The sequence below is a fragment of the Paenibacillus sp. genome, from assembly GCF_035645195.1.
GTDB lineage: Bacteria > Bacillota > Bacilli > Paenibacillales > YIM-B00363 > Paenibacillus_AE.
Genome location: NZ_DASQNA010000041.1, coordinates 1 through 25,513 on the forward strand (window position 1 = coordinate 1; position 25,513 = coordinate 25,513).

Annotated in this window: 27 protein-coding genes; 19 read left to right on the forward strand and 8 right to left on the reverse strand. The window is 61.3% G+C overall.

Translation table 11 applies throughout. The annotated features are described in order from the left end of the window. The first annotated feature begins 436 nt into the window (after positions 1 to 436). From ehuB to VE009_RS22275, 9 genes are read left to right on the forward strand one after another with little or no spacing between them, the layout of a single operon-like run. Positions 437 to 1,327, forward strand: coding sequence for an ectoine/hydroxyectoine ABC transporter substrate-binding protein EhuB (gene ehuB, locus VE009_RS22235; RefSeq protein WP_325011498.1), 891 nt, complete (start codon positions 437 to 439; stop codon positions 1,325 to 1,327). 10 nt (positions 1,328 to 1,337) lie between these two features. Further along, complete coding sequence (ehuC, locus tag VE009_RS22240) at positions 1,338 to 1,991, forward strand: ectoine/hydroxyectoine ABC transporter permease subunit EhuC (RefSeq protein WP_325011499.1); 654 nt, start codon at positions 1,338 to 1,340, stop codon at positions 1,989 to 1,991. A gap of 6 nt (positions 1,992 to 1,997) precedes the next feature. Further along, on the forward strand, positions 1,998 to 2,657 hold the full coding sequence (gene ehuD / locus VE009_RS22245; protein WP_325011500.1) for an ectoine/hydroxyectoine ABC transporter permease subunit EhuD: 660 nt from the start codon (positions 1,998 to 2,000) through the stop codon (positions 2,655 to 2,657). Between the two features lie 19 nt (positions 2,658 to 2,676). Continuing rightward, the gene (gene ehuA, locus VE009_RS22250) at positions 2,677 to 3,528 is read left to right on the forward strand and encodes an ectoine/hydroxyectoine ABC transporter ATP-binding protein EhuA (protein ID WP_325012131.1); all 852 of its coding nucleotides are present in this window, start codon (positions 2,677 to 2,679) and stop codon (positions 3,526 to 3,528) included. Further along, positions 3,525 to 4,046: a diaminobutyrate acetyltransferase gene (ectA, locus tag VE009_RS22255; RefSeq protein WP_325011501.1), complete on the forward strand. Its 522-nt coding sequence runs from the start codon at positions 3,525 to 3,527 to the stop codon at positions 4,044 to 4,046. Before ehuA ends, ectA begins: the two co-directional genes overlap by 4 nt. Positions 4,047 to 4,073: 27 nt before the next feature. Next, a complete protein-coding gene (ectB, locus tag VE009_RS22260) occupies positions 4,074 to 5,378 on the forward strand; it encodes a diaminobutyrate--2-oxoglutarate transaminase (protein WP_325012133.1) in 1,305 nt (434 codons plus the stop codon). Continuing rightward, positions 5,375 to 5,761, forward strand: coding sequence for an ectoine synthase (locus VE009_RS22265; protein WP_325011502.1), 387 nt, complete (start codon positions 5,375 to 5,377; stop codon positions 5,759 to 5,761). The genes ectB and VE009_RS22265 overlap by 4 nt, the downstream gene beginning before the upstream one ends. Positions 5,762 to 5,797: 36 nt before the next feature. Further along, entirely contained in the window at positions 5,798 to 6,679 is an 882-nt protein-coding gene (thpD, locus tag VE009_RS22270; protein WP_325011503.1) for an ectoine hydroxylase, read from the forward strand. A gap of 9 nt (positions 6,680 to 6,688) precedes the next feature. Then, positions 6,689 to 7,210 carry a DUF2179 domain-containing protein gene (locus VE009_RS22275; protein ID WP_325011504.1) on the forward strand — a complete coding sequence of 174 codons (522 nt, stop codon included), beginning with the start codon at positions 6,689 to 6,691 and terminating at the stop codon, positions 7,208 to 7,210. Positions 7,211 to 7,212: 2 nt separating this feature from the next. On the opposite strand, the gene VE009_RS22280 is transcribed toward VE009_RS22275, so the two are convergent. Next, positions 7,213 to 7,746: a MogA/MoaB family molybdenum cofactor biosynthesis protein gene (locus tag VE009_RS22280; RefSeq protein WP_325011505.1), complete on the reverse strand. Its 534-nt coding sequence runs from the start codon at positions 7,744 to 7,746 to the stop codon at positions 7,213 to 7,215. Positions 7,747 to 7,829: 83 nt separating this feature from the next. Between VE009_RS22280 and VE009_RS22285 the strand changes: the two genes are divergently transcribed. Further along, positions 7,830 to 8,429, forward strand: a complete 600-nt coding sequence (locus tag VE009_RS22285; protein WP_325011506.1) for an HD domain-containing protein — start codon at positions 7,830 to 7,832, stop codon at positions 8,427 to 8,429. Here VE009_RS22285 and VE009_RS22290 read toward each other — a convergent pair whose 3' ends face one another. Next, positions 8,430 to 8,579, reverse strand: a complete 150-nt coding sequence (locus VE009_RS22290; protein WP_325011507.1) for a hypothetical protein — start codon at positions 8,577 to 8,579, stop codon at positions 8,430 to 8,432. Between the two features lie 110 nt (positions 8,580 to 8,689). Between VE009_RS22290 and VE009_RS22295 the strand changes: the two genes are divergently transcribed. After that, positions 8,690 to 9,862 carry a glycosyltransferase family 2 protein gene (locus VE009_RS22295; RefSeq protein WP_325011508.1) on the forward strand — a complete coding sequence of 391 codons (1,173 nt, stop codon included), beginning with the start codon at positions 8,690 to 8,692 and terminating at the stop codon, positions 9,860 to 9,862. Positions 9,863 to 9,914: 52 nt separating this feature from the next. Here the strand turns inward: VE009_RS22295 and VE009_RS22300 are convergent, their stop codons facing one another. Continuing rightward, positions 9,915 to 11,774 (reverse strand): LTA synthase family protein, encoded by a 1,860-nt coding sequence (locus VE009_RS22300; RefSeq protein WP_325011509.1) that lies wholly within the window; start codon positions 11,772 to 11,774, stop codon positions 9,915 to 9,917. Positions 11,775 to 12,097: 323 nt separating this feature from the next. On the opposite strand from VE009_RS22300, the gene VE009_RS22305 reads away from it, so the two are divergent. Together VE009_RS22305 and VE009_RS22310 are read left to right on the forward strand one after the other, a co-directional pair. After that, positions 12,098 to 12,994 (forward strand): ABC transporter permease subunit, encoded by an 897-nt coding sequence (locus tag VE009_RS22305; protein WP_325011511.1) that lies wholly within the window; start codon positions 12,098 to 12,100, stop codon positions 12,992 to 12,994. Then, positions 12,991 to 13,911 (forward strand): ABC transporter permease, encoded by a 921-nt coding sequence (locus VE009_RS22310; protein WP_325011512.1) that lies wholly within the window; start codon positions 12,991 to 12,993, stop codon positions 13,909 to 13,911. Before VE009_RS22305 ends, VE009_RS22310 begins: the two co-directional genes overlap by 4 nt. Before the next feature lie 41 nt (positions 13,912 to 13,952). Here VE009_RS22310 and VE009_RS22315 read toward each other — a convergent pair whose 3' ends face one another. Continuing rightward, positions 13,953 to 14,423: a L,D-transpeptidase gene (locus VE009_RS22315; RefSeq protein WP_325011513.1), complete on the reverse strand. Its 471-nt coding sequence runs from the start codon at positions 14,421 to 14,423 to the stop codon at positions 13,953 to 13,955. A gap of 136 nt (positions 14,424 to 14,559) precedes the next feature. Here VE009_RS22315 and VE009_RS22320 point away from each other — a divergent pair, with 136 nt between their 5' ends. Both VE009_RS22320 and VE009_RS22325 read left to right on the forward strand, forming a co-directional pair. Then, positions 14,560 to 14,847: an alpha/beta-type small acid-soluble spore protein gene (locus tag VE009_RS22320; protein ID WP_325011514.1), complete on the forward strand. Its 288-nt coding sequence runs from the start codon at positions 14,560 to 14,562 to the stop codon at positions 14,845 to 14,847. A 21-nt stretch (positions 14,848 to 14,868) separates the two neighbouring features. Next, positions 14,869 to 15,033, forward strand: coding sequence for a hypothetical protein (locus VE009_RS22325; RefSeq protein ID WP_325011515.1), 165 nt, complete (start codon positions 14,869 to 14,871; stop codon positions 15,031 to 15,033). A gap of 67 nt (positions 15,034 to 15,100) precedes the next feature. Here the strand turns inward: VE009_RS22325 and pulA are convergent, their stop codons facing one another. Beyond that, a complete protein-coding gene (gene pulA / locus VE009_RS22330; protein WP_325011516.1) occupies positions 15,101 to 17,623 on the reverse strand; it encodes a type I pullulanase in 2,523 nt (840 codons plus the stop codon). Positions 17,624 to 17,774: 151 nt separating this feature from the next. On the opposite strand from pulA, the gene VE009_RS22335 reads away from it, so the two are divergent. Both VE009_RS22335 and VE009_RS22340 read left to right on the forward strand, forming a co-directional pair. After that, positions 17,775 to 18,461 carry a metal-dependent hydrolase gene (locus tag VE009_RS22335; RefSeq protein ID WP_325011517.1) on the forward strand — a complete coding sequence of 229 codons (687 nt, stop codon included), beginning with the start codon at positions 17,775 to 17,777 and terminating at the stop codon, positions 18,459 to 18,461. Between the two features lie 55 nt (positions 18,462 to 18,516). Continuing rightward, entirely contained in the window at positions 18,517 to 19,416 is a 900-nt protein-coding gene (locus VE009_RS22340) for a patatin family protein (protein ID WP_325011518.1), read from the forward strand. An 84-nt stretch (positions 19,417 to 19,500) separates the two neighbouring features. On the opposite strand, the gene VE009_RS22345 is transcribed toward VE009_RS22340, so the two are convergent. The 3 genes from VE009_RS22345 to VE009_RS22355 are packed head-to-tail and all read right to left on the reverse strand — an operon-like array spanning position 19,501 to position 22,607. Next, complete coding sequence (locus tag VE009_RS22345; protein WP_325011519.1) at positions 19,501 to 20,502, reverse strand: ABC transporter permease; 1,002 nt, start codon at positions 20,500 to 20,502, stop codon at positions 19,501 to 19,503. Next, positions 20,499 to 21,449: an ABC transporter ATP-binding protein gene (locus tag VE009_RS22350; RefSeq protein ID WP_325011520.1), complete on the reverse strand. Its 951-nt coding sequence runs from the start codon at positions 21,447 to 21,449 to the stop codon at positions 20,499 to 20,501. The genes VE009_RS22345 and VE009_RS22350 overlap by 4 nt, the downstream gene beginning before the upstream one ends. Positions 21,450 to 21,452: 3 nt before the next feature. Then, positions 21,453 to 22,607 (reverse strand): NEW3 domain-containing protein, encoded by a 1,155-nt coding sequence (locus VE009_RS22355; protein ID WP_325011521.1) that lies wholly within the window; start codon positions 22,605 to 22,607, stop codon positions 21,453 to 21,455. 272 nt (positions 22,608 to 22,879) lie between these two features. Here VE009_RS22355 and acsA point away from each other — a divergent pair, with 272 nt between their 5' ends. Both acsA and VE009_RS22365 read left to right on the forward strand, forming a co-directional pair. Further along, positions 22,880 to 24,607, forward strand: a complete 1,728-nt coding sequence (acsA, locus tag VE009_RS22360; protein ID WP_414694922.1) for an acetate--CoA ligase — start codon at positions 22,880 to 22,882, stop codon at positions 24,605 to 24,607. A 145-nt stretch (positions 24,608 to 24,752) separates the two neighbouring features. Next, on the forward strand, positions 24,753 to 25,478 hold the full coding sequence (locus VE009_RS22365) for an NAD-dependent protein deacylase (protein WP_325011522.1): 726 nt from the start codon (positions 24,753 to 24,755) through the stop codon (positions 25,476 to 25,478). Positions 25,479 to 25,513 lie beyond the last annotated feature (35 nt).

The window sequence follows — 25,513 nt, forward strand, 5'->3', positions numbered from 1 at the left end:
TTCAGCCTTGGTCTCTTCAGGATACTGGGTGAACTTTTGCCCTTTCTTTGGCGGCATAGAAAAATCCCCTCCGGTCAACAGTGTTTCATCCATGATACCATGGACTCTTTTTTCACTGTCTACCATGAGGGGATAATACCACTTCCCGACCAAGGGAAGCTTGTTTTCTTTTTCTGCTTCGATACCGGACCCCGTGGCGTTCCCGACCGGATATGGGAGGATGTGGGAGGAAAAGGGAGGATCGGCAGGGTAATCGCCGGAGAGCCCGGGTGAGCCTCTCTGAGCGGTCCTCAGGCCGCCTCAGCAAGGGTGAGCGACCTGGCATACTATGGTACCATATGAGGTGTCATAAGTATTGTTTATAAATCTGACTCAGGTATTTCACGGAGTTAATCCATAAGTCGGATTTATAAAATATGAATAAGGAGGGATACATATGACAACTCGAAGGCGGAAGTCAGGAATAATCGCGATCGCGGGGGTATTCGTCTTGATCGCATCCATCGTTTCGGCCTGCGGCCAAACGACCGGGGCGGGAGAGCAATCGGCGCTTGAGCGAGCGAAGGCGGAAGGGAAAATCGTCGTCGGCTTCGCGAACGAAAACCCGTACGCATACGAAACGCCCGACGGCCAGCTGACGGGTGAAGCGGTCGAAGTCGCCCGCGCGATTTTCCAAGAGATGGGGATCGACGAAATGGAAGGAAAGCTCGTCGATTTCGGCTCGTTGATTTCGGGCCTTCAGGCGAAGCAGTTCGACGCCGTCACGGCCGGCATGTTCATCAATCCGGACCGCTGCAAATCAGTCGCGTTCGCCGATCCGGAATACCGCGTCGGGGAAGCGCTCGGCGTGAAGACGGGCAATCCGAAAAACTTACATAGCTACGAAGACATCGCCGCGGATCCGAGCGTCAAGGTCGGCGTCATGGTCGGCGCCGTCGAGATCGATTACATGAAAGCGGCCGGCGTCGCGGACGACCAAATCGTCATCCTGAACGATCAGCCTGCGGTCATCGCCGAGTTCAACGCCGGCCGCGTCGACGCGGTGACGATGACCGGGCCGTCCCTGCAAGCGTTCCTGAATTCCGATCAAGCGCAAGGGATCGAACGAGTAGCGGACTTCAAGCAGCCGGTCGTGGACGGGAAAGAGGTATGGGGCTACGGCGCGACCGCGTTCCGCATCGAGGACGAGGATTTCCGCGCGGCGTTCAACGAAGGGCTGCAGAAGCTGAAGGACAGCGGCAAGCTGTTGGAAATTTTAACCGAGTTCGGCTTTACGGAAACGGAGCTCCCGGGCGACGTGACGGCCGAACAGCTGTGCGGAGCGTAACGTAGCCGCTATGCTGCCCGCCCCGTTCGACCTGCTGCCGCTGTTCGCGAGCGGAGCGATCGTCACGATCCAAATCTTGGTGTCGTCCGCCGTGGTCGCGTTCGTGGTGAGCTTTCTCGCGGGACTCAGCCGCCTGTCCAAAAACCGCGCGCTCCGGTGGTTCACGACCGCCTATGTCGAAACGTTCCGCGGTTCGTCTCTGCTCGTGCAAATGTTTTGGTTTTTCTACGCGTTCCCGATTTTGTTCGACGTTCGCAGCATGCCGCCGTTCCTGGCGGGGATGTTGGCGATCGGGCTCAATTACGGCGCGTACGGCTCGGAAGTGGTCCGCAGCGCGGTCCAGGCGGTGCCCAAAGGGCAGACGGAGGCGTCGATCGCCCTTAACTTTACGCCGCTGCAGCGTCTCCGCTTCATTGTACTGCCGCAAGCGTTTCCGATGATGCTTCCGTCGTTCGGCAACCTGCTGATCGAGCTGCTGAAATCGACTTCGCTCGTCTCGCTGATTACGATCGCGGATATGACGTTCCGGGCGAACGTGCTGAACAACACGCTGTACCGGACGGAAGAAATTTATATCGTGCTCCTGCTGCTGTATTTCGCCATCGCATACCCGCTGCTGCGGTTCGTTCGCTGGTACGAGCGCAGAGCGACGGCGGGGAGGTAAGGAACGATGTCGCAGAAATGGAGCTGGGAATCCGTCGTCGAAGTGCTGCCGCTGCTGCTCGACGGCGCGCGCATGACGGTGGCGGCGACGTTCGTCGGATTTTTCGTCGCGATGCTCGTCGGCCTGCTGTTCGCCCTGCTGCGCAGATCGTCGATCCGCATCGTGCGCGCGGTCAGCGGCGCGTTCATCGACTTCATCCGTTGTACGCCGCTGCTTGTTCAGGCTTTCTTCATTTACAACGTGCTCCCGTCTTGGGGGATCATGCTGGGCAGCTTCGCGGCGGGCATCGTCACGCTCGGGCTGCATTACGGGACGTACTTGTCGGAAGTGTACCGCGCCGGCATCGACAACATCCCGCGCGGGCAATGGGAAGCGGCCCGGGCGCTCAATTTTTCGAAATGGAAGACGTGGCGGAACATCGTGCTGCCGCAAGCCGTTCCGCCGGTCATTCCTGTGTTAGGGAACTACTTCATTACGATGTTTAAGGAAACGCCGATTTTGATCGTCATCGCGCTGCCGGAAATGCTGCTTCAGGCGAAAATGTACGGCTCGGCGAATTTCCGATATATCGAAGCGTACACCATGGCCGGCGCGATCTTTTTGTTGATCAGCTTGCCGGCGTCGTATTTGATTCATCGATTGGATTTGAAATGGAACCGGAGGTGAACGACCCGTGATCGCGAACATGGAGAAGCTGCATCCGTCCGCCGCTTCCGAGACGCAGACGCAAGCGCCGGGGAATGGCGCGGAGCCGATCGTAAAATACCGCGGCGTACACAAAAAGTTCGGCGATCTGCACGTCCTGCGCGGCATCGATCTCGACATTTACCCGGGGGAGAAAGTAGCGGTCATCGGCCCGAGCGGTTCGGGCAAAACGACGATCGCGCGGCTGCTCATGACCTTGGAGGAGCCGACGGACGGCACGATCGAGGTCGACGGCGAGCTGCTCTGGCACGAACGGCGCGGCGGCGCGCTCGTTCGGGCGAGCGAAAAGCATCTGCAGCGGGTGCGCGGGAATATCGGCATGGTGTTCCAGCACTTCAACCTGTTCCCGCATATGACGATTCTTCGCAACTGTACGGAGGCGCCGATCCACGTGCTCGGTCTTCCGAAAGCGGAGGCGAAGGCGAGAGCGCTTGAAATGCTTGAGAAGGTCGGCCTGCTAGATAAGGCCGACGCGTATCCGTCGCAGCTGTCCGGCGGGCAGAAGCAGCGAGTCGCCATCGCCCGGGCGCTCGTCATGCGGCCGAAGGTGATGCTGTTCGACGAACCGACGTCGGCGCTCGACCCGGAGCTCGTCGGGGAGGTGCTGCGCGTCATCGCCGAAATCGCTGCGGAAGGCGACATGGCGATGCTGCTCATCACGCACGAAATGGCGTTCGCTCGCGACGTCGCCGATCGCGTCGTCTTCTTCGACGAAGGCAACATCGTCGAGCAGGGGCCGCCGGAGCAAATATTCGACCGTCCGGAGAGCGAGCGGCTGCAAACGTTCCTTGCCCGATTCCGGGGCTTGGAGCGGGAAGAGGGGACGGCATGACGAGGCCGGCGGCATCGGCGCGCGCGGATGCGGCGCGTTGGACGCTCCGGCGCATGCGGGCGGAGGACGGCGCGGCTGCCTGGAACATCGTGCGCGAGTCGGGCTCGCTCGACCCGAATTCCGCTTACTGCTATATGCTGCTCGGCGAATATTTCGGCTCCGCCTGCGCTTTGGCGGAGGAGAACGGGAAGCCGATCGGCTTCGTAACGGGGTTTCGCCCGCCGGAGCGGCCGGATACGTGGTTCGTTTGGCAAATCGGGGTCGCCGCGGAGGCGCGGGGGCGCGGTCTCGGCCGCGAGCTGCTCGAGCATGTGCTCTCGCGCCCCGAACATCAAGACATCCGTTACGTCGAGGCGACGATCTCGCCGTCTAACGCGGCGTCGCTCGCGCTGTTTCGAGCGTTCGCGCGCGACCGCCGCGCGGAGATGCGGCGGCTGCCGGGATTTCGGCAGGAATGGTTTCCGAATGCATCGCACGAGGAGGAGCCGCTGTATCGCATCGGCCCCTTACTACCTTAAACCTTGGGAGGAGATCCAACCATGGCCATGGAACTGTTGGCGCAAACGGAATCGGAGCTTACGACGTTCGAAAGACGCGAATCGGAAGTGCGCAGCTACTGCCGCGGCTTTCCGACGCTGTTCACGAAAGCGAGCGGGTATACGCTGCAAAACGCCGAAGGAAAGACATATCTCGACTTTTTCGCAGGGGCCGGAGCGCTGAATTACGGTCATAATCATCCGGCGCTGAAAAAGCGGTTGATCCAATACATTCAAGAAGACGGCATCGCGCATAGCTTGGACATGGCGACGGCCGCGAAAAAGGAACTGCTCGAAGCGTTCGAAGACGTGATTTTGAAGCCACGGCGCATGGACTACAAAGTCATGTTCCCGGGACCGACGGGGACGAATGCGGTGGAAGCGGCGCTGAAGCTGGCGCGGAAGGTGACGGGACGTCAAACGGTCGTCAGCTTTACGAACGGCTTCCACGGCATGACGCTGGGCGCGCTGAGCGTTACGGGCAACGGCTTCAAACGCGGCGGCGCCGGGGTGCCGCTCACGCATGCGGTGTCGATGCCGTTCGACGGCTATTTCGGCCAGGACGTCAATACGCTCGATTATCTCGACCGTTACCTTGCGGACGGAGGCAGCGGCATGGAGCTACCCGCGGCGGTGATCGTGGAGACGGTGCAGGGCGAGGGCGGACTCAACGCGGCGTCCGACGAATGGCTGCGCGGTCTCGAGGCGATTTGCCGCGGGTACGGCATACTGCTCATCGTCGACGACATTCAAGTCGGCTGCGGCCGCACCGGCGCATTCTTCAGCTTCGAGTCCGCCGGCATTCGCCCGGACATCGTGACGCTGTCGAAATCGATCGGCGGCTACGGTCTGCCGCTCGCGCTCACGCTCATGAAGCCCGAGCTCGACTGCTGGTCGCCGGGGGAGCATAACGGTACGTTCCGCGGCAACAATTTGGCGTTCGTCACGGCCGCCGCCGCGCTGCGCCAGTTTTGGAGCGACGGCGCGTTCGAGAAGGCGACGGCGCGCAAGAGCGAACGGATCCGTTCGTTCCTCGCCGGGTTGATCGACCGTTATCCGCAGCTTGGCGGCAAGCTGCGCGGCCGGGGCATGATCCAAGGCATCGCCTGCGAGGAAGCGGAGCTCGCCTCCGACATTTGCAAGGAAGCGTTCGCGCGCGGCGTCATCATGGAGACGTCCGGACCGAGCGATGAAGTGTTTAAGCTGCTGCCGCCGCTCATTATGGATGACGACGGGTTCCGCGAAGGCTTCTCGCGCATCGAAGAAGCGGTAGCGGCGGCCGTACGAAAACGGAAAGGGGCTGTGAAATCGTGATCGTTCGCAACTTGAAGGACATCCGCGGCACCGACCGCGACGTGAAGGCGGAGACGTGGGAGAGCCGCCGCCTCATCCTGAACGACGACGGCGTCGGATTCTCCCTGCACGATACGGTGCTGTACGCCGGGACGTCGACCGACATGTGGTATAAGCATCATATCGAAGCGGTGTACTGCATTGAAGGCGAAGCGACGCTGACGGACAAAGAAACCGGGCGGACGTACGAGATCGTACCGGGTACGATGTATCTGCTCGACAAACACGATCGGCATCGGTTGGACGTTAAGCGGGATTTGCGCGTCGTTTGCGTGTTCAATCCGCCGTGCACGGGCCGCGAGACGCATGATGAGGACGGCGCGTACCCGCTGCTCACCACGTAAGTCACATAATTTGCTACGGAAAGGGGAAAATGGACAATGAAGACGAACGAAACCGTGCTTGATTTGTACCCGTCCCGCGTAGAGGCGCAGCCGCGCATTTTGGAGCGGAAAGACCCGGTCGTATATCCGAACGACTTCGAAGGCCCGCTCGGGAAGGACGACTTGGCCGCTTACGAGCGGGACGGCTACTTGTTCGCGGAGCAGTTTTTCACGCCGGAGGAGACAGAGGCGCTGCAAGCGGAGCTGCGACGGCTGTTGGAGGGGAGCCGCGGGGAACGCCGTCCGGAAGTGATTCTCGAGCCGGACGGCGACGAAGTGCGTTCGATCTTCGCCGTCCACCGGGACAACGCCGTATTCAAGGCGCTGTCCGAGCATCCGAAGCTCGTGAACGCCGCGAGGCAGATTCTCGGCAGCGACGTGTACGTGCATCAGTCGCGCATCAATTTCAAGCCGGGGTTCAAAGGGAAGGAATTCCAGTGGCATTCGGACTTCGAAACATGGCATACGGAGGACGGCATGCCGCGCATGCGGGCGCTGTCGTGCTCGATCGCGCTCAGCGACAACTATCCGTTCAACGGACCGCTGATGGTCATCCCGGGCTCGCACCGCCATTTCGTCGCCTGCGTCGGCGAGACGCCGGAAAACAATTACGAAAATTCGCTCCGGCGTCAGGAGATCGGCGTGCCGGACGAGGAAAGCCTGACCTGGCTCGTGAACCAAAGCCGCATCGAACAGCCTGCGGGGAAGGCGGGCTCGGTCGTCTTCTTCGACTGCAACATCATGCACGGCTCGAACAGCAACATTACCCCGTACCCGCGAAGCAATGCGTTCTTCGTATTCAACAGCGTCGAGAACAAGCTGACGACGCCGTTCGCGGCAAGCAAGCCGCGGCCCGACTATATCGCGACAAGGGATTGAGTGCATTTCATGTGGTGGGCAGTGACGTTTGCCGGAATCATCGTCGCCATTAACGTTGTATACGTGTCGATGTTTACGCTGCGCATGATCTTAACGATCAAAGGACAGAAGGCCTTGGCCTCTGTCCTTTCTGTATTCGAAGTATTCATCTACCTGATGGGGCTTACGATCGTGCTGGACAGCTTGAACAATCCTTGGAACGTCGCGGCGTATTGTCTCGGTTACGGCCTCGGCGTGTATTTCGGCGGCCGCATCGAGGAGCGTCTTGCGCTCGGCTACTCCCAATTGCAGGTGATCGTCGATTCGCTCGAAACGGAGCTGCCCGTCCGGCTGCGAGCCCTCGGCTACGGCGTCACGTCATGGACTGCCGACGGCAAGGACGGCAAGCGTCTCATGATGCAGGTGCTCGTCAAACGCAGCAACGAGAGCCGGTTGATGGCGCAGCTGCAGGAGCTCTCTCCCAAAGCGTTCATCGTCTCGTATGAACCGAAGTTTTTCAAAGGGGGCTTCTGGGTCCGCCGCATCCAATAAGCTTAAGATTTCTTATATATCTCCCGCATCACATGGCGAAGCTCGGGCACGATGATTCGCGTCATCGCGAGCTTGACCGCCCCGCTGGACCCCGGCGTCGAGAAGACGGCCGTCGTGCCGACGACGCCGGCGACGGCGCGGCTTAAGATCGCCGCAGGTCCGATATCCTCCGCAAAGCTTAAATACCGGAAAATTTCCCCGAAGCCCGGCATCTCCTTATCCAACGAATCCCGCACCGCCTCGTAGGTCGTATCCCGAGGAGCGATGCCCGTTCCGCCGTTGAACAAAATCGCTTCTACGTTCGAATCCTGCGCGGCTTCCCGAATCATCTCGCGAATTTGATCGTACTCGTCTTTCACGATTTCGTACCGAACGATTTGGTATCCGCCTTGCTCCAGCAGCTCGCGCATCAAGGCGCCGCTTTTGTCGGTGTCCGGCGTCCGCGTGTCGGACACGGTGACGACCATACACCGCACGGAGGAAGGGGCTTCTTGGCGGTGCTGTTCTACGGAAGGCAGTTCGGAAGGCGTAGACATAGGGCATGCTCCTTTGCTTCAATAGAAGATTTAGATAATATTAGGATTAGCTTCAATATATCAAAACGCGGGGCGGGATGGAAATGCTTACGATGGAAGAGGCGGAGGCGCTGGGGATCGCGCTGCTGGACAAATACGGCCTCAAACCGGACCATGCGAAGCATGTCGAGCGGCTCGCGATGCGGTTGTTCGACGGCGCGCGGGAGTGCGGATGGGTAAGCGAATCGAGCCGTTCGCTGCTCGCCTTCGCGGCGTTCGCGCACGATATCGGCCATTATATCGACGAGGAGGAGCATCATGCGCACGGCGCGTATTTGCTGATGCACGACGCGGCGTTGAAAGCGCTGGACGATCGAACGCGCGAGGCGGCCGCTTGGCTCGTTCGCAATCATCGCAAGCGGAAGTTGCTCGACGAACACCGGTTTCGGGGGAAGGAACGGGAGGCGACGGGGCGTCTCGCGGTGCTGCTGCGGTTGGCCGACGCGCTCGATTACGAGCATCGGCAGGAGGCGGCCGTACGGATTGCCGCCGCGGGCGCGGACGGCTGTTTCGAGGTCCATGTAGAAGGTTATGATCTTCGGAAATACGAACGGAAGATGGGGAAGAAGCTGGCGTTCGCCCCCGAATTCGGGTTCGAACGCATACGCGTCGTCGACGGCTCGGGCGCGGCCGCCGAGTATTGATTACTTCCCGACGCGCCCTTGCTCGGTGCCGGCTCCGGTGAACGTATGCTTCATGGCGTGAGCGATTTCGTCCATTCGCTCGTTCATCCGTTCGTCGCCGCGGCGTTCGGTTTTCGAAGAATCTTTCGTTTTTCGCGAATTGGATGTCATGGTCGGCATCTCCTTTCGATTTGGGTGTCTTTACGCTTCCCCGAACCGGCGCCGCCCATTCGGCGCGGGGCGCGTTTCCAATCTATTCTACCGAGAGGAAGAGATTTGATATGCTCGACATCGCCCTCGCGTTCGCGCTCTGCATCGTCTGGGGCTTCGCGCTCGTCCGCGCCTGGCTCGGCTTGGCCGCGCTGCGGGAGCTGCCGTCCGGACTGCCGCTGCCGGAGAAACCGCCGCTCGTCTCGGTCGTCGTAGCGGCGAAGGAGGAGCAAGACCATATAGAGGAGACGATTCGGCGGCTCCTGCGGCAGACGTATCCGCGGCTCGAGATTATCGCGGTGAACGACCGGTCGAACGACGCGACCGGCGCCAAAATCGACGACATCAAGCGGTGGGTCGACGCCCTTCGTTCGGAGCATCCGCGGCTCACCGCAGTGCATATAACGCAGCTGCCGAAGGGGTGGCTCGGCAAAAATCATGCGCTGTATCAAGGCAGCCTGCAGGCGAGGGGCACTTATTTGCTGTTTACCGACGCGGACGTCCGATTCGACGAGGATGCGATCCGCGACGCGGTCGCTTACGCGATCGCCCAGAAAGCAGATCATGTAACGCTGCTGCCGAAGATGGAAGCCCGGGGCTTCTGGCTGCGGGGGTTCGTGCAGTACGTTCTATTCAGCATTTGCCTCTGGCTGCCGCCGTGGCTCGGGAACGACGATCGCCAGAAGAAAACCGGCATGGGGGTCGGCGCTTTCAATCTGATTCGCAGAGAGACGTACGAGCGGATCGGTACGCATCGCGCGCTGTCGATGCGCCCGGACGACGATTTGCGGCTCGGCATGCTCGTGAAGCAGGCGGGCTGCCGCCAGCGCGTCGCGCTCGGCGCGAAGCGGATCGCCGTAGAATGGTATCCGTCGCTTCGGGCGGCGATTCTTGGACTCGAAAAAAACTTGTACTCCGGCTTCTCGTTCCGGCTTCCGCTGGCGGGGGCCGGAGCCGGCTTGCAGCTGCTGTGCTGCGCCCTGCCGCTGACGGCGCTTCTGTGGGCCCGCGGTCCCGCGTTCGGACTGTACGCCGCCGCCGCGGCGCTGTTTGCGGCCGTCTACGCGCTCCACGCGCGCCGGCTCGCGCTGGATCGGGGACTGACCGCCGCGGCGCTGCCGGTGTCGGTCTATCTGTTCGTATGGGTGATGATCCGCTCGATCGCTTTGGCGCATATCCGGAAGGGCGTGTACTGGCGGGGAACCTTTTATAAACTGGACGAGCTCAGAGAGTGGTTTCGATAAAACGGCAAACGGCCCTGGCGTCTCGGGATAGACGCAGGGCCGTTCGTTTCGGTTAATGCCGGTCGGGTAGCGATTCGACGAAGGCGTCGTTCATCTGCAGCAGCCTCATGATGCGAACGAAATCGTCCTTGTACAGCAGCGGGTCCGCCTCGAGCGCGGGATCGCCCGCCGACAGCGGGATGACCGTGCCTTCGCCGAACGTTTCGCCCGAGATGTACATGATTTTGTCGTTAAAGAACGATCCGGTCGGCAAATAAAACCGGCTGCCCAGGATGTTGTGGGACGAGTTCAACAAATCTTGACCGAATTGAATGTGGGCGTTCAGCTTTACGCCGAGCAAATTGCTCATCGTCGCCATGAAGTCGACCTGCCCGCCGAGCCGATCGAAGACGGCGCCCTCGTCGGTGACTCCGGGAATCGCGATCAAGAACGGGATGTTATGCACGGTGCGGGCGTCGTATTCGTGACCGAGGGTCTTCTCCAGCAGCTCGCGGTCCACCGCGGCGAGCGAGTGAGAGGAGACGCCGAAATGGTCGCCGTACACGACAAGCATCGTATTCTCCCATAGTCCTTCTTCCTTCAGACGTTCGATGAACAAGCCGAGCGCATGGTCGGAATAATTCGTCATCTTCAAATAATTGCCGATATCGGTGCCTTCCCATTCCTCCGGCAGCGGGAGCATTTCTTTGCCTTCGGGAGGAATGAACGGATGATGCGAGCTTTGCGCGACGACGTGCGCGTAGAACGGTTTGCCCGAATCCCGAAGCTCCCGCAGCACCGGAATCGTTTTGTCGTACAGCACCTCGTCGGACGCGCCGAACGCGATGATGTCCTCTTCGCCGAAGTACGCTTTGTCGTAATGCCGGTCGAAGCCGAGCGCCGGGTACAGCTGCACTCGATTCCAGAACGCCACGTCGTTCGTGTGCAGCGTTACGGTCGCATACCCGCGTTCTTTAAGGATGCGAGGGAGGCTCGGCAGCAGCTTGCTGCCGTACGCCTGCGAAGCGGCCTGCTGCGCAGGCGGGTAGAATCCGGTATTAACGATAAATTCGGCGTCGGACGTGTTGCCCTGCCCGATCGATTGGTACACGTTCGAGAAGTAGTAACTTTCCCGAACGAGATCGTTCAGTACGGGGGTGATTTCCCGGCCGTCGACGCTGAGGCCGACCAAGAAATTTTGGAACGATTCGAGCTGCACGACGACGACGTTGCGGCCTTCGGCCGCGCCGAAGCCGAACGGTTCCGTCGGAATCGTTATATTTTTCACGGAGCGGACCGCGTCGGCCGTAATCGGTTCGGCGTTCGCGGCGGCGCGCGCTTCGGTCACGCCCGTCAGCACGGTATGCACCTCGTAAGCGACAAGCCCCATGCGCTCGGCCTGCTTCAGCTCGTTCAGCAAGTTGCCGTATAGGATGCTGTAAGCGGCCAGTACCGTTGCGGAAGCGCCGAACAGCGGCGCGAGAATTTTGCGGTTCGGCCGCGGAGCGTTCGCGAACGGCGTTCGGCGAAAGCAGCGAAGAAGAAAGAAGACGATAATATCCATAAAATACAGCACGTAAAGCGGCTGAAGCAGGTCCAAAATGCTGTCGCTGACGTCGAGCACCTGGTGCGCCTGCATGAACGCATGATACGTAACGACGATGCCGAATTGGCGGAAATAGACGATGACGGACACCATCGCAGCCGACAGGACGGCGTTCAGCAGCAAGTACGCGGTACGCTTATTCCGTTCGTCTTTGAACGCCAATTCGACGGGAACGGTGAACAGCAGCAAAGACGGCAGAGCGACGACCAAACAATCCCAAGGATTGACATTGCGAAATAAAAAATATTGCAGCCCGTAATACTTCAGCGTCAGCAAGAAGGTTACGGCCGCAAATGGATTCATGACGGCGGACGACCATCGCTTCATCGTGACATCACCCCTTTTTATCTTTTTCACGCACGATGAATGAACAATGTTTTCATTATAGCGAAATGTAAATGTTTTGCAAAGGACGTAAGGCGGGGGATTTCCCGGCCCTTCGTCGGCATCGTCGCGAAACGGCCCTTAATGTCTGCCGGAGGTTCATTTGCTCTCGTTCAACCGCCGTAGCTTCGATTTGGCGCGAATTTATGACACAAATTATGACTTTCGTGACTTGAAAACAAAAAGTTAGCGGCTATACTATTATTTGTCTACGAGACGAAAAAAATTTCTCAATACTGTCATAGGATGGAAGGGAGAGCGGCGCGTTGAATGCAGTAAGAAAAATATTGGCGCTTCCTGGCGTGCTTTTGTTCGTGTTCGCGATTGCGGCGGCGCCGGTCGTCTTTCAAATGTCGAGGAACGGGCCGGATTCGGGGTCGATCGAATTCCGTTGGTCGTCCATGTGGGTCCAGATTCGAAACTACTTTCACGGGATCGGCACCGGGGACTCGTTTGCGTTCTACACAGGGCTTTCCGAGTATGCATTTTGGACGCATATCGGCAGTTACTTTCAGGTATCGTTCTTGTATATTAGCGCCGGTGCGTTGATCGGCACGACCATCGGCATCTTGTTCGGCATCGGCTTCGCCGCCTCCCGCAGCGAATGGTGGAAGCGGATCGTCGAAATTACAGGCGTTCTCCCGGATTTCATCATCATTTTGCTGCTGCAGTTCGCGATCGTTGAAATCGCGAAACGCACCGGCATCGTCGTCTTCAAGGTGGCGAACGTTTCGAGCGGGGAGGAGCCTGCCGTCGTGCTGCCGCTGCTTTCGATGATCATCATTCCATCCTTATATATGATTCGTAACGTAGCGCTCCAAATGCGTCTGTCGCTCACCGAAGATTATATCGCCAGCGCGAAGGCCCGCGGGCTCGGGAAAGCGTACATCTTGTTTTTCCATGCGCTGCCGAACGTGCTTCCATTCGTGAAAGCGGATTTGCATAAATTTATGGGTCTTATGATCGGCAACTTGTTTATTGTCGAGTATTTCTACAATATGTACGGGATCACGAAGCTGCTGTTCTCGGACGCGTTCGGGGCGCAGGGCTATCAATACGATCTTGTCGTGAACGGCATTTTGACGCTGCTTGTCCTATACGCCCTGCTGTACGCGATCATGCGACTGTATTTATACGGTTGGAAAAAGGCGGTGGCCCGATGAACAAAACGCTGCTAGCCGGACTTATGATTACGGCGATGATGATCGCGATCGGTCTCGTCGGTCCGCGATTGGCGCCGTACGACCTCGAACATCAAGCGGAAATCAAATTTTATATCAACGAAAAAGGCGAGGCCGATCTGATCGCGCCGCCGGTGCCGCCGGGGGCGTTATACCCGCTCGGCACCGACCGCAACGGCTACGATTTACTGACGAAAATTTTACACGGCGCCAAATATACGATTTTCCTTGCGCTCGGCATCGCGTTCGCCAGAGTGGCGCTCGGCGGCGTCATCGGCTTGTTCCTCGGCTACTTCGGCAAGGAGGCCGCGAAGAAACCTTCCGGCAACGGCTATTTGGACGTATTGAACGGCATCCCTTTATTTTTAATCGTGTTTTTCATTCTGTACGGCATCTCGATCAATCCCGCCGTATCTCCGGCGGCGCTATCCATGATTATGGCGGTCGTGTTCCTCGTGATCGGCATTCCGAGCGTCGTCGCCACGGTGAAGGAAAAAACGGCGGAAATCCGGGAGCGGCAGTTCGTGCTCGCCTCCCGATCGCTCGGCGTCGGGCACTCCCGCATGATCGGACGCCATTTGTTTCCGCACTTGAAGGAAAGCTTCTTGATTTTGTTCGTGAACGAAATCATCATGACGTTAAATTTGTTCGGGCAGCTGGCGATTTTCAATTTGTTCGTCGGCGGCACGACGATGACGGTCGACCCGGTCGAATATTTGAGCCGAACGAACGAGTGGGCCGGTTTGATCGGCGCGGCGCGGAACGGCATTTATGTGTATCAATGGATTTTGTTCGTGCCGCTGGCGTTCTACGTGACGCTGATCGTAGGGTTTTATTTCGTGTCGAAGGGACTAGAATCGCTTTATAAACAAAAATACAGCAAGTTTTCGCACGTTTGATACGCAGCGAAGCGAGGGCCGCCCGTTCGAGGCGGCCCGTTTCAATTCCGAATGGTTACCTTCGTCCCGATCGGGATGTGGCGGTACAGCCACTCCACGTCTTTGTTCAGCATACGGATGCAGCCGGACGAGACGCTGTGGCCGATCGAGTACGGACGATTCGTGCCGTGAATGCCGTAGCGGTAGCCGCCGGTATTCGGCACTGCGAGGCCGAGCCAGCGGGTGCCGAACGGGTTGCGTTTGTCGCCGCCGGGGATGTTGCTGCGCAAATACCATGGGTTCATGATTTTGTTGGCGATCGCAAACTCGCCTTCCGGCGTTAAGGCGCCCTTGCCTGTCGCCACAGGAAACCAGTATTGCGGCGTATCGTTGACGTAAACGACGAGCACATGCTTCGATTTGCTGATGACAAGATGGATGTCGTCCTCGACGGGGGCCGCCGCTGCAGGAGCCGGCAGAGCGAACGCCGCGAGCGGCGCAAGCGTCCAAAAGAGGATCGCGAGGAACGACATTCGGATCCGATGGCAGGTTATGGCGGGTCATCCTTTCTTGCTTGTCCCTCTCGCCATAATTTCCCCGATTGCGTCGATTTTTATATGTCCCCGCACGGGTCATACTAAAGTCGAAACGAACGGAGGTGACACGCCGATGGCGCGCAGAAACAACCGCAACCGCCTGCTCGTTCCGGAGTCCCGGCGGGAGCTGGCGGCATTCCGAACCGAAGTGCTCCGCAAGGAAGGATACGAAGTCGACCCGGCTCGTCCTGCGGAGGCGAAATTCAATGTCGCGCAGTCGCTGGGCGTCCCGCTCCGGCGCGGGTATAACGGGGATTTGGATACGGAGTCGGCGGGGAAGGTCGGCGGCGTCATCGGCGGCCTGATGGTGCGCGAGCTCGTCAAGCTGGCGCAGCGGCAGCTCGCCGAACAACGTCGATAACGAGAGAGGAGTTCATCCGCGATGAAAGAACGACCGGATCTTCCGACGCAGCGCAAGCGCGCGAGCAAAAGCTACGACGATCAACAAAACATGTCCGAGTTCGCGGAGGAAGCGGTGACGCTGAAGCCCGAAAAGGCGAAGGAGTACCCGCCGAACTTGAACCGGATCGAGAAAAATTTGCCGTAGCCAACGCGGCCGACCCCGGAGCAGACACTCCGGGGTCGGTTTTTTCGTTGTTAGGGGGCGATACGCTTTACTCCCGCGCAAGGACGAGGACGACGCTGGCGAGCGGGGGGACGACGGCTTCGGCCCCTTCGAACGAGTCGATCGGTTCTGCCGACGCCCGCTCGCCGTCGCATAGGACGCTCCACGCTCCGGCGTCGGGCAGCGGCAGCGCCGCAGCGCACCGTCCCGCGTTATGGGCGACGAAGTACAGGCGATTGTCGCCGCTCGGCGGCGACAGCGTGTACGCGATGACGTACGGCGGCGTGTCGACGATGCGAAGCGAGGTTCGCACGAGCTCCGCGGTCGGCAGACGGAACGCCGCGTGCGCGCGGCGCAGGGCGATCAGCCCGCGGACGTAGTCGACGTCGCCTCGGAACCGTTCGGCTCGCCGCCAATCGAGCCGGTTGACGGCGTCGGGCGATCGGTAGCTGTTGTGCTCGCCGCCCTTCGTGCGGAACCATTCTTGCCCGGCGTGCAGCAGCGGGATCCCCTGCGAGGTGAAGAGCACCGACGCCGCGAGGCGCTGCATCGCGCGACGCGCCGATTCGTCGTCGTCCGCGTTGGAGCTCACGAGTTTATCCCACAGCGTATGATTGTCGTGCACCTCGGCGTAATTGATCGTCTGTTCGGGCTCGAGCGCATGGCCGTCGATGCCGCGGCCGTACTCGATGCCGCCGACGATCCCGATCCAGACGTCATGCGCCCGCGCGCCTTCGCCGCTGACGAAGCCGCGCTCCTCCGCGTAGAAGACGCCGCCGCGAATGCCGTCCCGGAACCGGTCGTGGAAGAAGCCGACGCGGGGGACGGCCCGGGCGTTCGGCAGCGACGCCTTCCGCTCCTCGGGCAGCGGGGTGTCGAGCACCCAGCCCTCGCCGTATACCAGAATCGTCGGGTCGATCCGGTCGAGCCTCTCGCGCACGGCCCGCATCGTCTCGACGTCATGAATGCCCATCAGATCGAACCGGAAGCCGTCGACATGGTACGATTCCGCCCAATAGGCGACGCAATCGACGATGAGCTTGCGCATCATCGCGCGCTCCGACGCGGTGTCGTTGCCGACGCCGGTGCCGTTCGCCGGCGTCCCGTCCGGCCGGAAGCGGAAGTAATAGCCGGGGACGAGCCGCTCGAGCGACGAGCGGAGCAGCGAAAATTGGTGGTTGTACACGACGTCGAGCGACACTCGGATGCCGCGGCGGTGGAAGGCGGCGACGAGCGCCTTCAGCTCGCGAAGGCGGACGGCCGGATCATACGGATCCGTCGCGTAAGAGCCCTCCGGCGCGAACCAATGGGCGGGGTCGTACCCCCAATTGTAGGCCCGTGCCGGATCCGTCTCGTCGACGGAGACGAAGTCGGCGACCGGCAGCAGCTGCACGTGCGTGACGCCGAGCGACGTGACGTAGTCGAGGCCGGTCGCGAAACCGTCCGGCGTGCGCGTCCCGCCTTCGGCGAGGCCGGCGTACGTTCCGGGCCGCGCGGCGCCGCTGTCCGGATGCACCGTGGCGTCTCGCACGTGCAGCTCGTAGAGGACGGCGTCGGTCGGCGCTCCGAAGGGCGGCCGGACGTCCGCCGCCCAGCCGTCCGGCTCGGCGCGCGCCGGATCGACGACGGCGCCGAGCCGGCCGTTCGCCGACACGGCACGGGCGTACGGGTCGACGGCTTCGCGCCATTCGTCGTCGATCCACACTTTATATGTATAGAAGAGCGAGTGGCAGTCCCCTTCGAGCCGGATCGTCCATGTGCCGTTCGCCGACGGCTCCATCGGGCGCTCTTCGCCCGCCGCCGCGTCGGCCGCGCGGTAGATGACCAGACTCGCCCGTTCGGCGGTCGGCGCCCACAGCCGGAACGACGTCGCCTCGGGGGCGTACGCCGCGCCCAAATCGTCGCCGTCGTAGACGAAGCGCCGCTCGAACTCGGGCGAGTCGAACATGCCGCGCAGCGATACGGCCGCTTCCGGCACGCCCGGCAGGCGGACGGCGTACCGTTCGCCGACGTCGAGTGGCTCGGCCGTGAGGGCGCGGAACGTCCGCGCGCCCAGGGGAACGACGCCGCGCAGCGGAATCAGGCGGCCGCAGGCGGCGCGGCGGACGTCCAGCGCCGCCGCGGCTGCCGCCTCGTCCATGCCGTCCGGCAGCCGATTGAGCCGCACGTCCACCGCATGCGGCGACGTCATCATGGCCTCGACGATGCGCCGCCGCCGCCGCGCGTAAGCGAGCGCCCGCTCCGCCCGCGTATACATACGCTCGTCGCCCTCGACGATCCACACTTCGGCGACGCCTCGCTCGTCGACCTCTTCCACGTACCGGTCGTCGAATTCCCGCTCGGCCCAAAGCTCTTCCGCGGTCGAACGCCGCAGCAGCAAACCGATGCGCGTGACGCCCGACATATGCTCCAAACGGCAATGCGCCGTCGCTCCGAAATCGTCCCGTTCCTCGAACGGGAACGAAGCGCCTTCCCGGCCTTCCGGCCATGCCCACGCGTTCCAACCGCCGTACGTTTCGTCGAACCGATAATAGTGCACGATCAGCGTCGCGCGCTCCGTCTGGATGAACATGCTGCCGAATCCCTCGCTTTGTCGTTGCAGTCTAAGTTCGTACCTTAATATTGTAAGCGAACGTCCGGCGTCTGGCAGCCTCCATTTTTCAAAACGCGGCCAGTTTATGATATCGTAGGAAGAGACAAGCGCTTGAAAAGGAGGATGCTTTATGCGAATTACTTTTCTGGGACATTCCGGACTGCTGGTGGAAGCAGGCGGCAAACGCGTCGCGATCGATCCGTTCCTTACCGGCAACCCGATGGCGGCGATGCGGGCCGAGCAGCTCAAGGTGGACGGCGTCGTGCTGACGCACGGACACGGCGATCACGCGTCCGACGCGGCGAAAATCGCGGCGGAATGCGGCTGCCGCATCGTGGCCGCGGTCGAGCTGGCGGGCATCTTGGCGCGCAAAGGGGTGCAGACGGTCGGCATGAACCTCGGCGGCACGTACGAGTGGGACGGTATCCGAGTGAAGCTGACGCCGGCTCTCCACAGCTCGTCGTACGAAGACGGCGACCAGGTGCTGTACGCCGGTCCCGCTTGCGGCGCGCTGCTGACGATCGGCGGCAAGACGCTGTACCATACGGGCGACACGGCGCTGTTCTCGGACCTGAAGCTGATCGGGGAGCGGCACCGGATCGACGTCGCCGCGCTGCCGATCGGGGACCACTTCACGATGGGGCCGGACGACGCGCTGGATGCGGCGGCGTGGATCGGCGCGAAGCGAGTGATCCCGCTGCATTACGATACGTTCCCGATGATTCGGCAGGACGGCGCGGCGTTCGCGGCGAGGCTCGCGGAACGCGGCATCGACGGTTATCCGCTGAAGCCGGGGGAGACGCTGACGATCGAATAACGCGTACGGAATCAGTCATTTCCAATAGAGAAAACAAACATGCGGGGTGCCGCGGATGGCGGAGAAGATCGGACTGGTATTGGAAGGCGGCGGCATGCGCGGCGTCTATACGGGCGGCGTGCTGGAGACGTTCATGGAGGCGTCGTTCTTCGCCCCGTACGTTATCGGCGTATCGGCGGGCGCCTGCAACGCGGTGTCGTATTTAACAAGGCAGAAGGGGAGGAACCGGCGGGTGACGATCGACTACGTCGATCGGCCGGATTACCTCAGCTTCCGCAATTGGCTGCTTCGCGGCAGCATGTTCGGCATGGACTTCATCTTTCATCGCATTCCGAACGAGCTCGACCCGCTCGACTTCGACGCGCTGTTCGCCATAACCGAAACGTTCGTCGTCGGCACGACCGACCCGGAGACGGGAAAACCGGCATATTACGCGAACGACGTTTGGTCCCGCGACCGCGAGTCGTTCGCGAGCGTGTTGAAGGCGTCCAGCAGTTTGCCGTTCTTCTCGCCGCCCGTTCCCGTGGAGGGCCGGCTGCAGTTCGACGGCGGCGTCGCGGACCCGATTCCCGCGGCGCGGGCGCTCGAGGACGGCTGCGACCGGATCGTCGTCGTGCTGACGAAGGATCGGTCGTATCGGATCAAGCCGTTCAAGCGGAAGCGCCTCGCCTCCTGGTGGTATCGCCGGTTTCCGCAGCTCGTGGCGGCGATGGAACGACGGGAGCGCGTATATAACGAGTCGATGGCGCTCGTGCGGCGGCTCGAGGCGGAAGGGCGCGCGTTCGTCGTGCAGCCGTCGCGGCTGCTGCCCGTCGGGCGAATGGAGAAGGATAAAGCGCTGCTCGGACAGCTGTACGCGCTCGGGGAATCGGACGCCGCCGAGGCGATGCCGAAGCTGCTGGCGTGGCTTGCGTCGGCGCCCGGCGCGGCGAACGCGGGAACAACGAAACCATGAAAAAAAACCTTGCTTCTTGGAACGGCTTCATGGGCCGCTCCGAAGAGCAAGGTTTTTTCTTTGCCCGGCGCCCGGCGAACGAGATTACCGGGAACGAATTTCCTGCCGCATAAACCCGAGGTACGAAATGCCGAAGCAGATGAGCGTCGCGGCGACGAGCGCCGTCAGCTGCGGCCAGACGAGCAGGAGGCTCTGGCCGAGCGGCAGCGGGCTCGGAATCGCGCCGACCGCCTGCTCCATCGTGAGGAAACCGCTGATCGTGCGCATTTCCGGCACGAGAAGCGTGCTGGTCGCCTCTTGGAACAGCGCGTTCGGACTGAGCCGCAGGAGCCATTGCTGCCACATCGCCTGCGCGTATTCCGTCTGCGGCGCCAATGCGCCGACCAAGACGTTCACGAGGATCGGGTAGAACAGGACGAAGAAAATCCACAGCCCGAGCCCCGCGAGCGCCGACGTCGCCGCGCCCCGCATCCGAACCGAGAACAAGATGGAGAGGTTCAGCCAGAAGGCGACGTACACGACGGATGCGATCAGGAACAGAAACATGCGGGCGAACTGCTCCGGCGTCGGCGGAATGCCCGTCGCGCGAATGCCGAGCGCCATGACGAGGAAGCCCATCGCGACGAACAGCGTGCCGACGATGGCGAGCGACGCGACGAACTTCGCGTTCAGAATATAGTCGCGCGGCACCGGCTGCGCGAGCGTTCGGCTCAGCGTGCCGCGGCTGCGCTCGTTCTGGATCGCGTCGAAGCCCATGCCGATGCCGAGCAGCGGTCCGAGGAAGCCGACGAACGTAATGAAGGACGGAATCGTGCCGTCGGTCGCGGTGAACAGCTTCAGGAACAGAAACTGCTTCACCGATTCCTCGAGCTCCGCGTTCCGGTCGAGCCCGTTCAGCACCGCGTAAATCGAGGCGATGCAGGTAAGGCCCACGAGCAGCAGCAAAATGTTCGTCCGCCAGCTATGAATATGGTCGGACAGCTCTTTGCGCACCATCGCGTAGAACGGATGGTACGTGACGTCCCGTTCGGGCGCCGCGAGCTTCGCCCGGAGCGTTTCGAACCATACGGCGACCGGTTTGCTCATGCGGTGCCCCTCCCTTCGAAGTAGCGGTGGTAAATTTCATCCAAGCCGAAATGTTTGCGCTTCAGCTCCCGGAGCGCCGCGCCCCGTCCGACGACGACGCGGGCGATGTCCGCCGTCGCGTCGCGCTCGGCGTCGACGAGAATCGTTCCGTTCTCGACCTCCGCGCGGGTGACGCCCTCGACGGCGCGAATGTCCGCGAGCAGCTCGTCGTCGACCGGATCGGCCTGCGCCTCGATGCGGATCAGCTCCTCGCCGAACAACGAGCGCGACAGCTCCGCGATGCCGCCGAGTCCGACGAGCTTGCCTTTGACGAACAGCCCGACCCGGTCGCAAATCGACTGCACCTGATGGAGGTGGTGGGAGGAGAGCAGCACCGTCATTTGCCGCTCCCGCGACAGCGTCAGAATCAGATCCAGCAGCTGCCGCATCCCTTCCGGGTCGAGGCCGAGCGTCGGCTCGTCGAGAATCATCACTTCGGGCTCTTTCATCAGCACGTCGGCGAGGCCGAGGCGCTGCCGCATCCCGCGGGAATAGGCGCCGACCGGCTTATCGGCCGCATCCGAGAGGCCGACGCGCTCGATCCAGCGCTCCGCCCGCGCGCGCGCCTCGAATTCGGACAGCCGGTTCAGGCGCGCCGTATACATCAGATTTTCGAATCCGGTCCGATCTTCGTAGAAGCCGACGTCGTCGGGCAGGTAGCCGACCTTGCGCTTCACTTCGATGGACTGGCGCACCGAGTCGAGACCGCAGATGCTTACCTTGCCGGACGTCGGCTCCGACAGCCCGAGCAGCATCAGAATCGTCGTCGATTTGCCGGCGCCGTTCGGCCCGAGCAGGCCGAAAATTTCGCCCGGATAAATCGACAGATTCAGGTCGTCGACCGCCTTGTAGTCGCCGTACTGCTTCGTGACGTGATTCAGCCGGATGATCGGTTCCCGCGCCGTCATCGCTTATCGCCTCCCGTACTTCCGGAACAGGTAGGCGAGCCCGCCGGCGACGGCGACGATGATCAGAATGCCGAACCAGCCCCAGATGACGGAGGTTTTCACGGCGACGCGGAACTGCGCATCGGACGACGCTTCCGGCGCGGACGCGGTCACGCTGACGACGTAGTCGCCGGCGAGCGCGGTGTCGGACGACGTCATCGTCGCCACGACTGTACGGGATTCGCCCGGCGGGATCGCGTCGATCGTCGCCGGCTCGAATTCGACCGTCCAGTCGATCGGCGTGCTGGAGGAGAGATTGACGTCGCGCAGCTCGACGGTGCCGGTATTTTTGACGAGCAGCTCGAGCTTCTTCTCGCGGCCGGCCGTAATGTCCGTGCTGAGCAGACCCGACGGCGTCGTCAGCTCCACGTCGTAGCTGCCGATGATGGCGGTTTCCAGCTCGAGCCTCGCGTTAGAGGAATTCGTCTCGGCGACGATCGGAATCGTGTACGTGCCGGCTTCGATTTGCTCCGGCGGATCGACTTTGACCGAGATCGTTTCGGTCGCGCCCGCGTCGACATCGACGGAGGAGACGCGCTCCCCTGAGACGGTGAACGACACTTCCCAGCCGGCGCCCGGCGTTTCGGCCCGGAGCGCGTACATTTGCTGCTCCGCCGTCCGGTTGCGCAGCGACACGCTGTAGGTGAACGAAGCATCGGCATGACCTTCGATGTTCGGCGTCTCCGTCGTCAGTTCCGATTCATAGATGCCTTGCTCGGTCACTTCGATCGAAAGCGGCAGCGCATTGCCGTTCCCCGCCGAGAGCGTGAACCGGTAGACGCCTCGTTCGACCTGCAGCGGCACGTCGACGTCGAGCGTCGCCGTGACGGACCCGTCCGGCTTGACGGCCACTTGCCGGGCGTTCTTGCCGCCGCTCGTCAGCTCGTACGTCCAGCCGTCCGGCAGTCCGTCGACCGACAGCGAAGCGGTTTGGATGACGTCGGTGTTGTTGATCAATTCGACGCTGTGGGTGACCGACTCGCCCGGCGTCACGGCGATGGAAGGCTGGGCGACGTACAGCGTCAGTTCCCCGGCGGCCTTCGCGGATCCGACGGGCAGCAGCGCGGCGAGAAGGAGCGAGCCCGTCAGCATCCATGTCAACGATTTTTTCTTTCTCACGTTTGGAACCCTCCTTGAACTGGCTTGGAAAATTTTCGATTTCGATAGTAGGGGAAAAACCTGAAAAAAAGCTGAAAGGAATCTTAAAAAAAAGTAAAATGTGACGGTTCTGTGTCGGCCGCGAACGCGCGTATCGTATGGTAATAAGGGAGGGAACGGCTGGAAGAAAAGCGATTTAGGCGATTTCGGGACTGGCGCTTTCTTGAAAACGCTTATATAATTCATATAAAACGCTTACTTTACCAAGCGCGCATTCGAAAGGAGCGGAGACCATGCAAGAAATGCACACTCACGAATCGATTCCGAGCACAGGCAAGCCTTCCAATTTGGTGTCGTACGAGCAAACGTACGCTTCCTTCCGCTGGGAGGACATTCATGCCGAGTTCAGCTGGCATACGACGGGCAACGTGAACATGGGCTACGAATTGATCGATAAGCATACGCTGACCGATCGCAAGGAGAAGACGGCGCTGCTGTACGTCGACGACGCCGGCACGCGCGCCTACACGTTCGAAGAGATGCGCAAGTTTTCGAACCGGTTCGGCAACGTGTTCCGGTCGCTCGGCGTCGCGAAAGGGGACCGCATTTTCTTCTTCATGCCGCGCACGCCGGAAATTTACGCCGGCATCGTAGGCGCGCTCAAAATCGGCGCGATCGTCGGCCCGTTGTTCGAAGCGTTCATGGAAGCCGCGGTGGAGGATCGTTTGGCGGACGCCGAAGCTTCGGTCATCGTCACGACGACGGCGCTCAAATCGCGCATTCCGAAGGAGCGTCTTCCTCATTTGAAGCACATCGTGCTCATCGACGCGGCGGGCGATCTCGAAGATCGCGAAGTGGCGTACCAGCCGGCGATCGACGCGGCGTCCGACGAACTCGACATCGAATGGGTCGATCTCGAGCATCCGATGATTTTGCACTACACGTCCGGTTCGACGGGGAAGCCGAAGGGCGTGCTGCACGTGCACGGCGCGATGCTGCAGCAGTACATTACCGGCCATTGGGTGCTCGATCTGCGCGAGGACGACATTTATTGGTGCACGGCCGACCCAGGCTGGGTGACGGGAACGTCGTACGGCATTTTCGCGCCGTGGCTGAACGGGGCAACCAACTTGATCCGCGGCGGCCGCTTCTCGGCCGACAAATGGTACGCGACGCTGCAGGACTATAAAGTGACGGTTTGGTACAGCGCGCCGACCGCGTTCCGCATGCTGATGGCGGCGGGCGACGACGCGGTGGCGAAGTACGACTTGTCCAGCGTGCGGCATATTTTGTCCGTCGGCGAACCGCTCAACCCGGAAGTCATCCGTTGGGGGCTGAAGGTATACAACCAGCGCATTCATGACACGTGGTGGATGACGGAAACGGGCGCGCACATGATCGTCAACGTGCCTTGCATGGATATCCGTCCCGGCTCGATGGGCAAACCGATTCCGGGCGTCCAGGCCGCGATCATCGACGACGAGGGCAACGAATTGCCGCCGTATTCGCTCGGCAATCTCGCCATTCGCGCGGGCTGGCCGTCCATGATGCGCCGCATCTGGAACAACCCGGCGAAATACGAGGAGTATTTCCGCCTGAAGGGCTGGTACGTATCCGGCGACTCCGCGTACATGGACGAAGACGGGTACTTCTGGTTCCAAGGCCGCGTCGACGACGTCATCAACACGTCCGGCGAGCGCGTCGGGCCGTTCGAGGTCGAAAGCAAGCTCGTCGAGCATCCGGCCGTCGCCGAAGCGGGCGTCATCGGCAAGCCGGACGCGCTGCGCGGCCAGATCATCAAAGCATTCGTTTCGCTGCGCGAAGGCTACGTCGAGACGCCGGAGCTGATCGAGGAGCTGAAGGCGCACGTGAAGACGGGACTCGCCGCCCACGCGGCGCCGCGCGAAATCGAAGTGATCGACAAGCTGCCGAAGACGCGCTCGGGCAAAATCATGCGCCGCGTGCTGAAGGCGAAGGAGCTGGGTCTGCCGCTCGGCGACTTGTCCACGATCGAGGACTAATCGAATATTTTTTAGCTGCGAAGCGGGCCGCATGGCCCGCTTTTCGTTTTGCGGCAAGACGGGGGCGAGTTGGGGTACAATGGAAAAGCGGGCCGCGCAGCGCGGGCTTGTTTTAAGTTTCGGCAAAGATCGAGGAGGCACGAGCATGATCGATACGGTGAGACAATGGGTTCGCGAAAGCAAGCGGGCCGTCTTTTTCGGCGGCGCCGGCACGTCGACGGAAAGCGGCATACCCGATTTTCGTTCGGCGGCGGGACTGTACGCGACAAGCGGGGGGAGCGGATTTCCGCCGGAGAAGATGCTGTCGCACACGTTTTTCATGGAGCATACGGCGCTTTTTTTCGACTTTTATAAAAAGTATATGATTCACCGCGGCGCGCAGCCGAACGAAGCGCATAAAGCGCTGGCGAAGCTCGAACGCGAGGGGATCCTGCAGGCGGTCGTGACGCAAAACATCGACGGATTGCACCAAGCGGCGGGCAGCCGGACCGTGTACGAGCTGCACGGGTCCGTGCATCGGAACCGCTGCATGGATTGCGGCGCGTTCTACACGCTGGAGGAGATGCTTGCGCTGGAAGGCGTCGTCCCCGGCTGTTCCGCGTGCGGCGGCGTCGTCAAGCCGGAGGTCGTCTTGTACGAGGAGGCGCTCGACCGATCGACTTGGGCGAAAGCGTGCGAGGCGGTGCGCGGCGCCGACCTGCTCATCGTCGGCGGCACCTCGCTCACCGTTTATCCCGCAGCCGGCTTGGTCGGGGAATTCGACGGGAATCGGCTCGTGCTGATCAACCGCGACGAAACGCCGTACGACAGCCGGGCGGCGGCGGTATTCCGCGGCAGCATCGGCGACACGCTGAAGGAGCTGGCGCGGTAACGCTTTACGGCCGGAAAAGGAAACATTTGCCTGCC

Bases quoted from the DNA above. Each gene is read 5' to 3' on its own strand.
- ehuB (WP_325011498.1), top strand. From the start codon at position 437: ATGACAACTCGAAGGCGGAAGTCAGGAATAATCGCGATCGCGGGGGTA.
- ehuC (WP_325011499.1), top strand. From the start codon at position 1,338: ATGCTGCCCGCCCCGTTCGACCTGCTGCCGCTGTTCGCGAGCGGAGCG.
- ehuD (WP_325011500.1), top strand. From the start codon at position 1,998: ATGTCGCAGAAATGGAGCTGGGAATCCGTCGTCGAAGTGCTGCCGCTG.
- ehuA (WP_325012131.1), top strand. From the start codon at position 2,677: ATGGAGAAGCTGCATCCGTCCGCCGCTTCCGAGACGCAGACGCAAGCG.
- ectA (WP_325011501.1), top strand. From the start codon at position 3,525: ATGACGAGGCCGGCGGCATCGGCGCGCGCGGATGCGGCGCGTTGGACG.
- ectB (WP_325012133.1), top strand. From the start codon at position 4,074: ATGGAACTGTTGGCGCAAACGGAATCGGAGCTTACGACGTTCGAAAGA.
- thpD (WP_325011503.1), top strand. From the start codon at position 5,798: ATGAAGACGAACGAAACCGTGCTTGATTTGTACCCGTCCCGCGTAGAG.
- VE009_RS22275 (WP_325011504.1), top strand. From the start codon at position 6,689: ATGTGGTGGGCAGTGACGTTTGCCGGAATCATCGTCGCCATTAACGTT.
- VE009_RS22280 (WP_325011505.1), bottom strand. From the start codon at position 7,746: ATGTCTACGCCTTCCGAACTGCCTTCCGTAGAACAGCACCGCCAAGAA.
- VE009_RS22285 (WP_325011506.1), top strand. From the start codon at position 7,830: ATGCTTACGATGGAAGAGGCGGAGGCGCTGGGGATCGCGCTGCTGGAC.
- VE009_RS22290 (WP_325011507.1), bottom strand. From the start codon at position 8,579: ATGACATCCAATTCGCGAAAAACGAAAGATTCTTCGAAAACCGAACGC.
- VE009_RS22295 (WP_325011508.1), top strand. From the start codon at position 8,690: ATGCTCGACATCGCCCTCGCGTTCGCGCTCTGCATCGTCTGGGGCTTC.
- VE009_RS22300 (WP_325011509.1), bottom strand. From the start codon at position 11,774: ATGAAGCGATGGTCGTCCGCCGTCATGAATCCATTTGCGGCCGTAACC.
- VE009_RS22310 (WP_325011512.1), top strand. From the start codon at position 12,991: ATGAACAAAACGCTGCTAGCCGGACTTATGATTACGGCGATGATGATC.
- VE009_RS22315 (WP_325011513.1), bottom strand. From the start codon at position 14,423: ATGTCGTTCCTCGCGATCCTCTTTTGGACGCTTGCGCCGCTCGCGGCG.
- VE009_RS22320 (WP_325011514.1), top strand. From the start codon at position 14,560: ATGGCGCGCAGAAACAACCGCAACCGCCTGCTCGTTCCGGAGTCCCGG.
- VE009_RS22325 (WP_325011515.1), top strand. From the start codon at position 14,869: ATGAAAGAACGACCGGATCTTCCGACGCAGCGCAAGCGCGCGAGCAAA.
- pulA (WP_325011516.1), bottom strand. From the start codon at position 17,623: ATGTTCATCCAGACGGAGCGCGCGACGCTGATCGTGCACTATTATCGG.
- VE009_RS22335 (WP_325011517.1), top strand. From the start codon at position 17,775: ATGCGAATTACTTTTCTGGGACATTCCGGACTGCTGGTGGAAGCAGGC.
- VE009_RS22340 (WP_325011518.1), top strand. From the start codon at position 18,517: ATGGCGGAGAAGATCGGACTGGTATTGGAAGGCGGCGGCATGCGCGGC.
- VE009_RS22345 (WP_325011519.1), bottom strand. From the start codon at position 20,502: ATGAGCAAACCGGTCGCCGTATGGTTCGAAACGCTCCGGGCGAAGCTC.
- VE009_RS22350 (WP_325011520.1), bottom strand. From the start codon at position 21,449: ATGACGGCGCGGGAACCGATCATCCGGCTGAATCACGTCACGAAGCAG.
- acsA (WP_414694922.1), top strand. From the start codon at position 22,880: ATGCAAGAAATGCACACTCACGAATCGATTCCGAGCACAGGCAAGCCT.
- VE009_RS22365 (WP_325011522.1), top strand. From the start codon at position 24,753: ATGATCGATACGGTGAGACAATGGGTTCGCGAAAGCAAGCGGGCCGTC.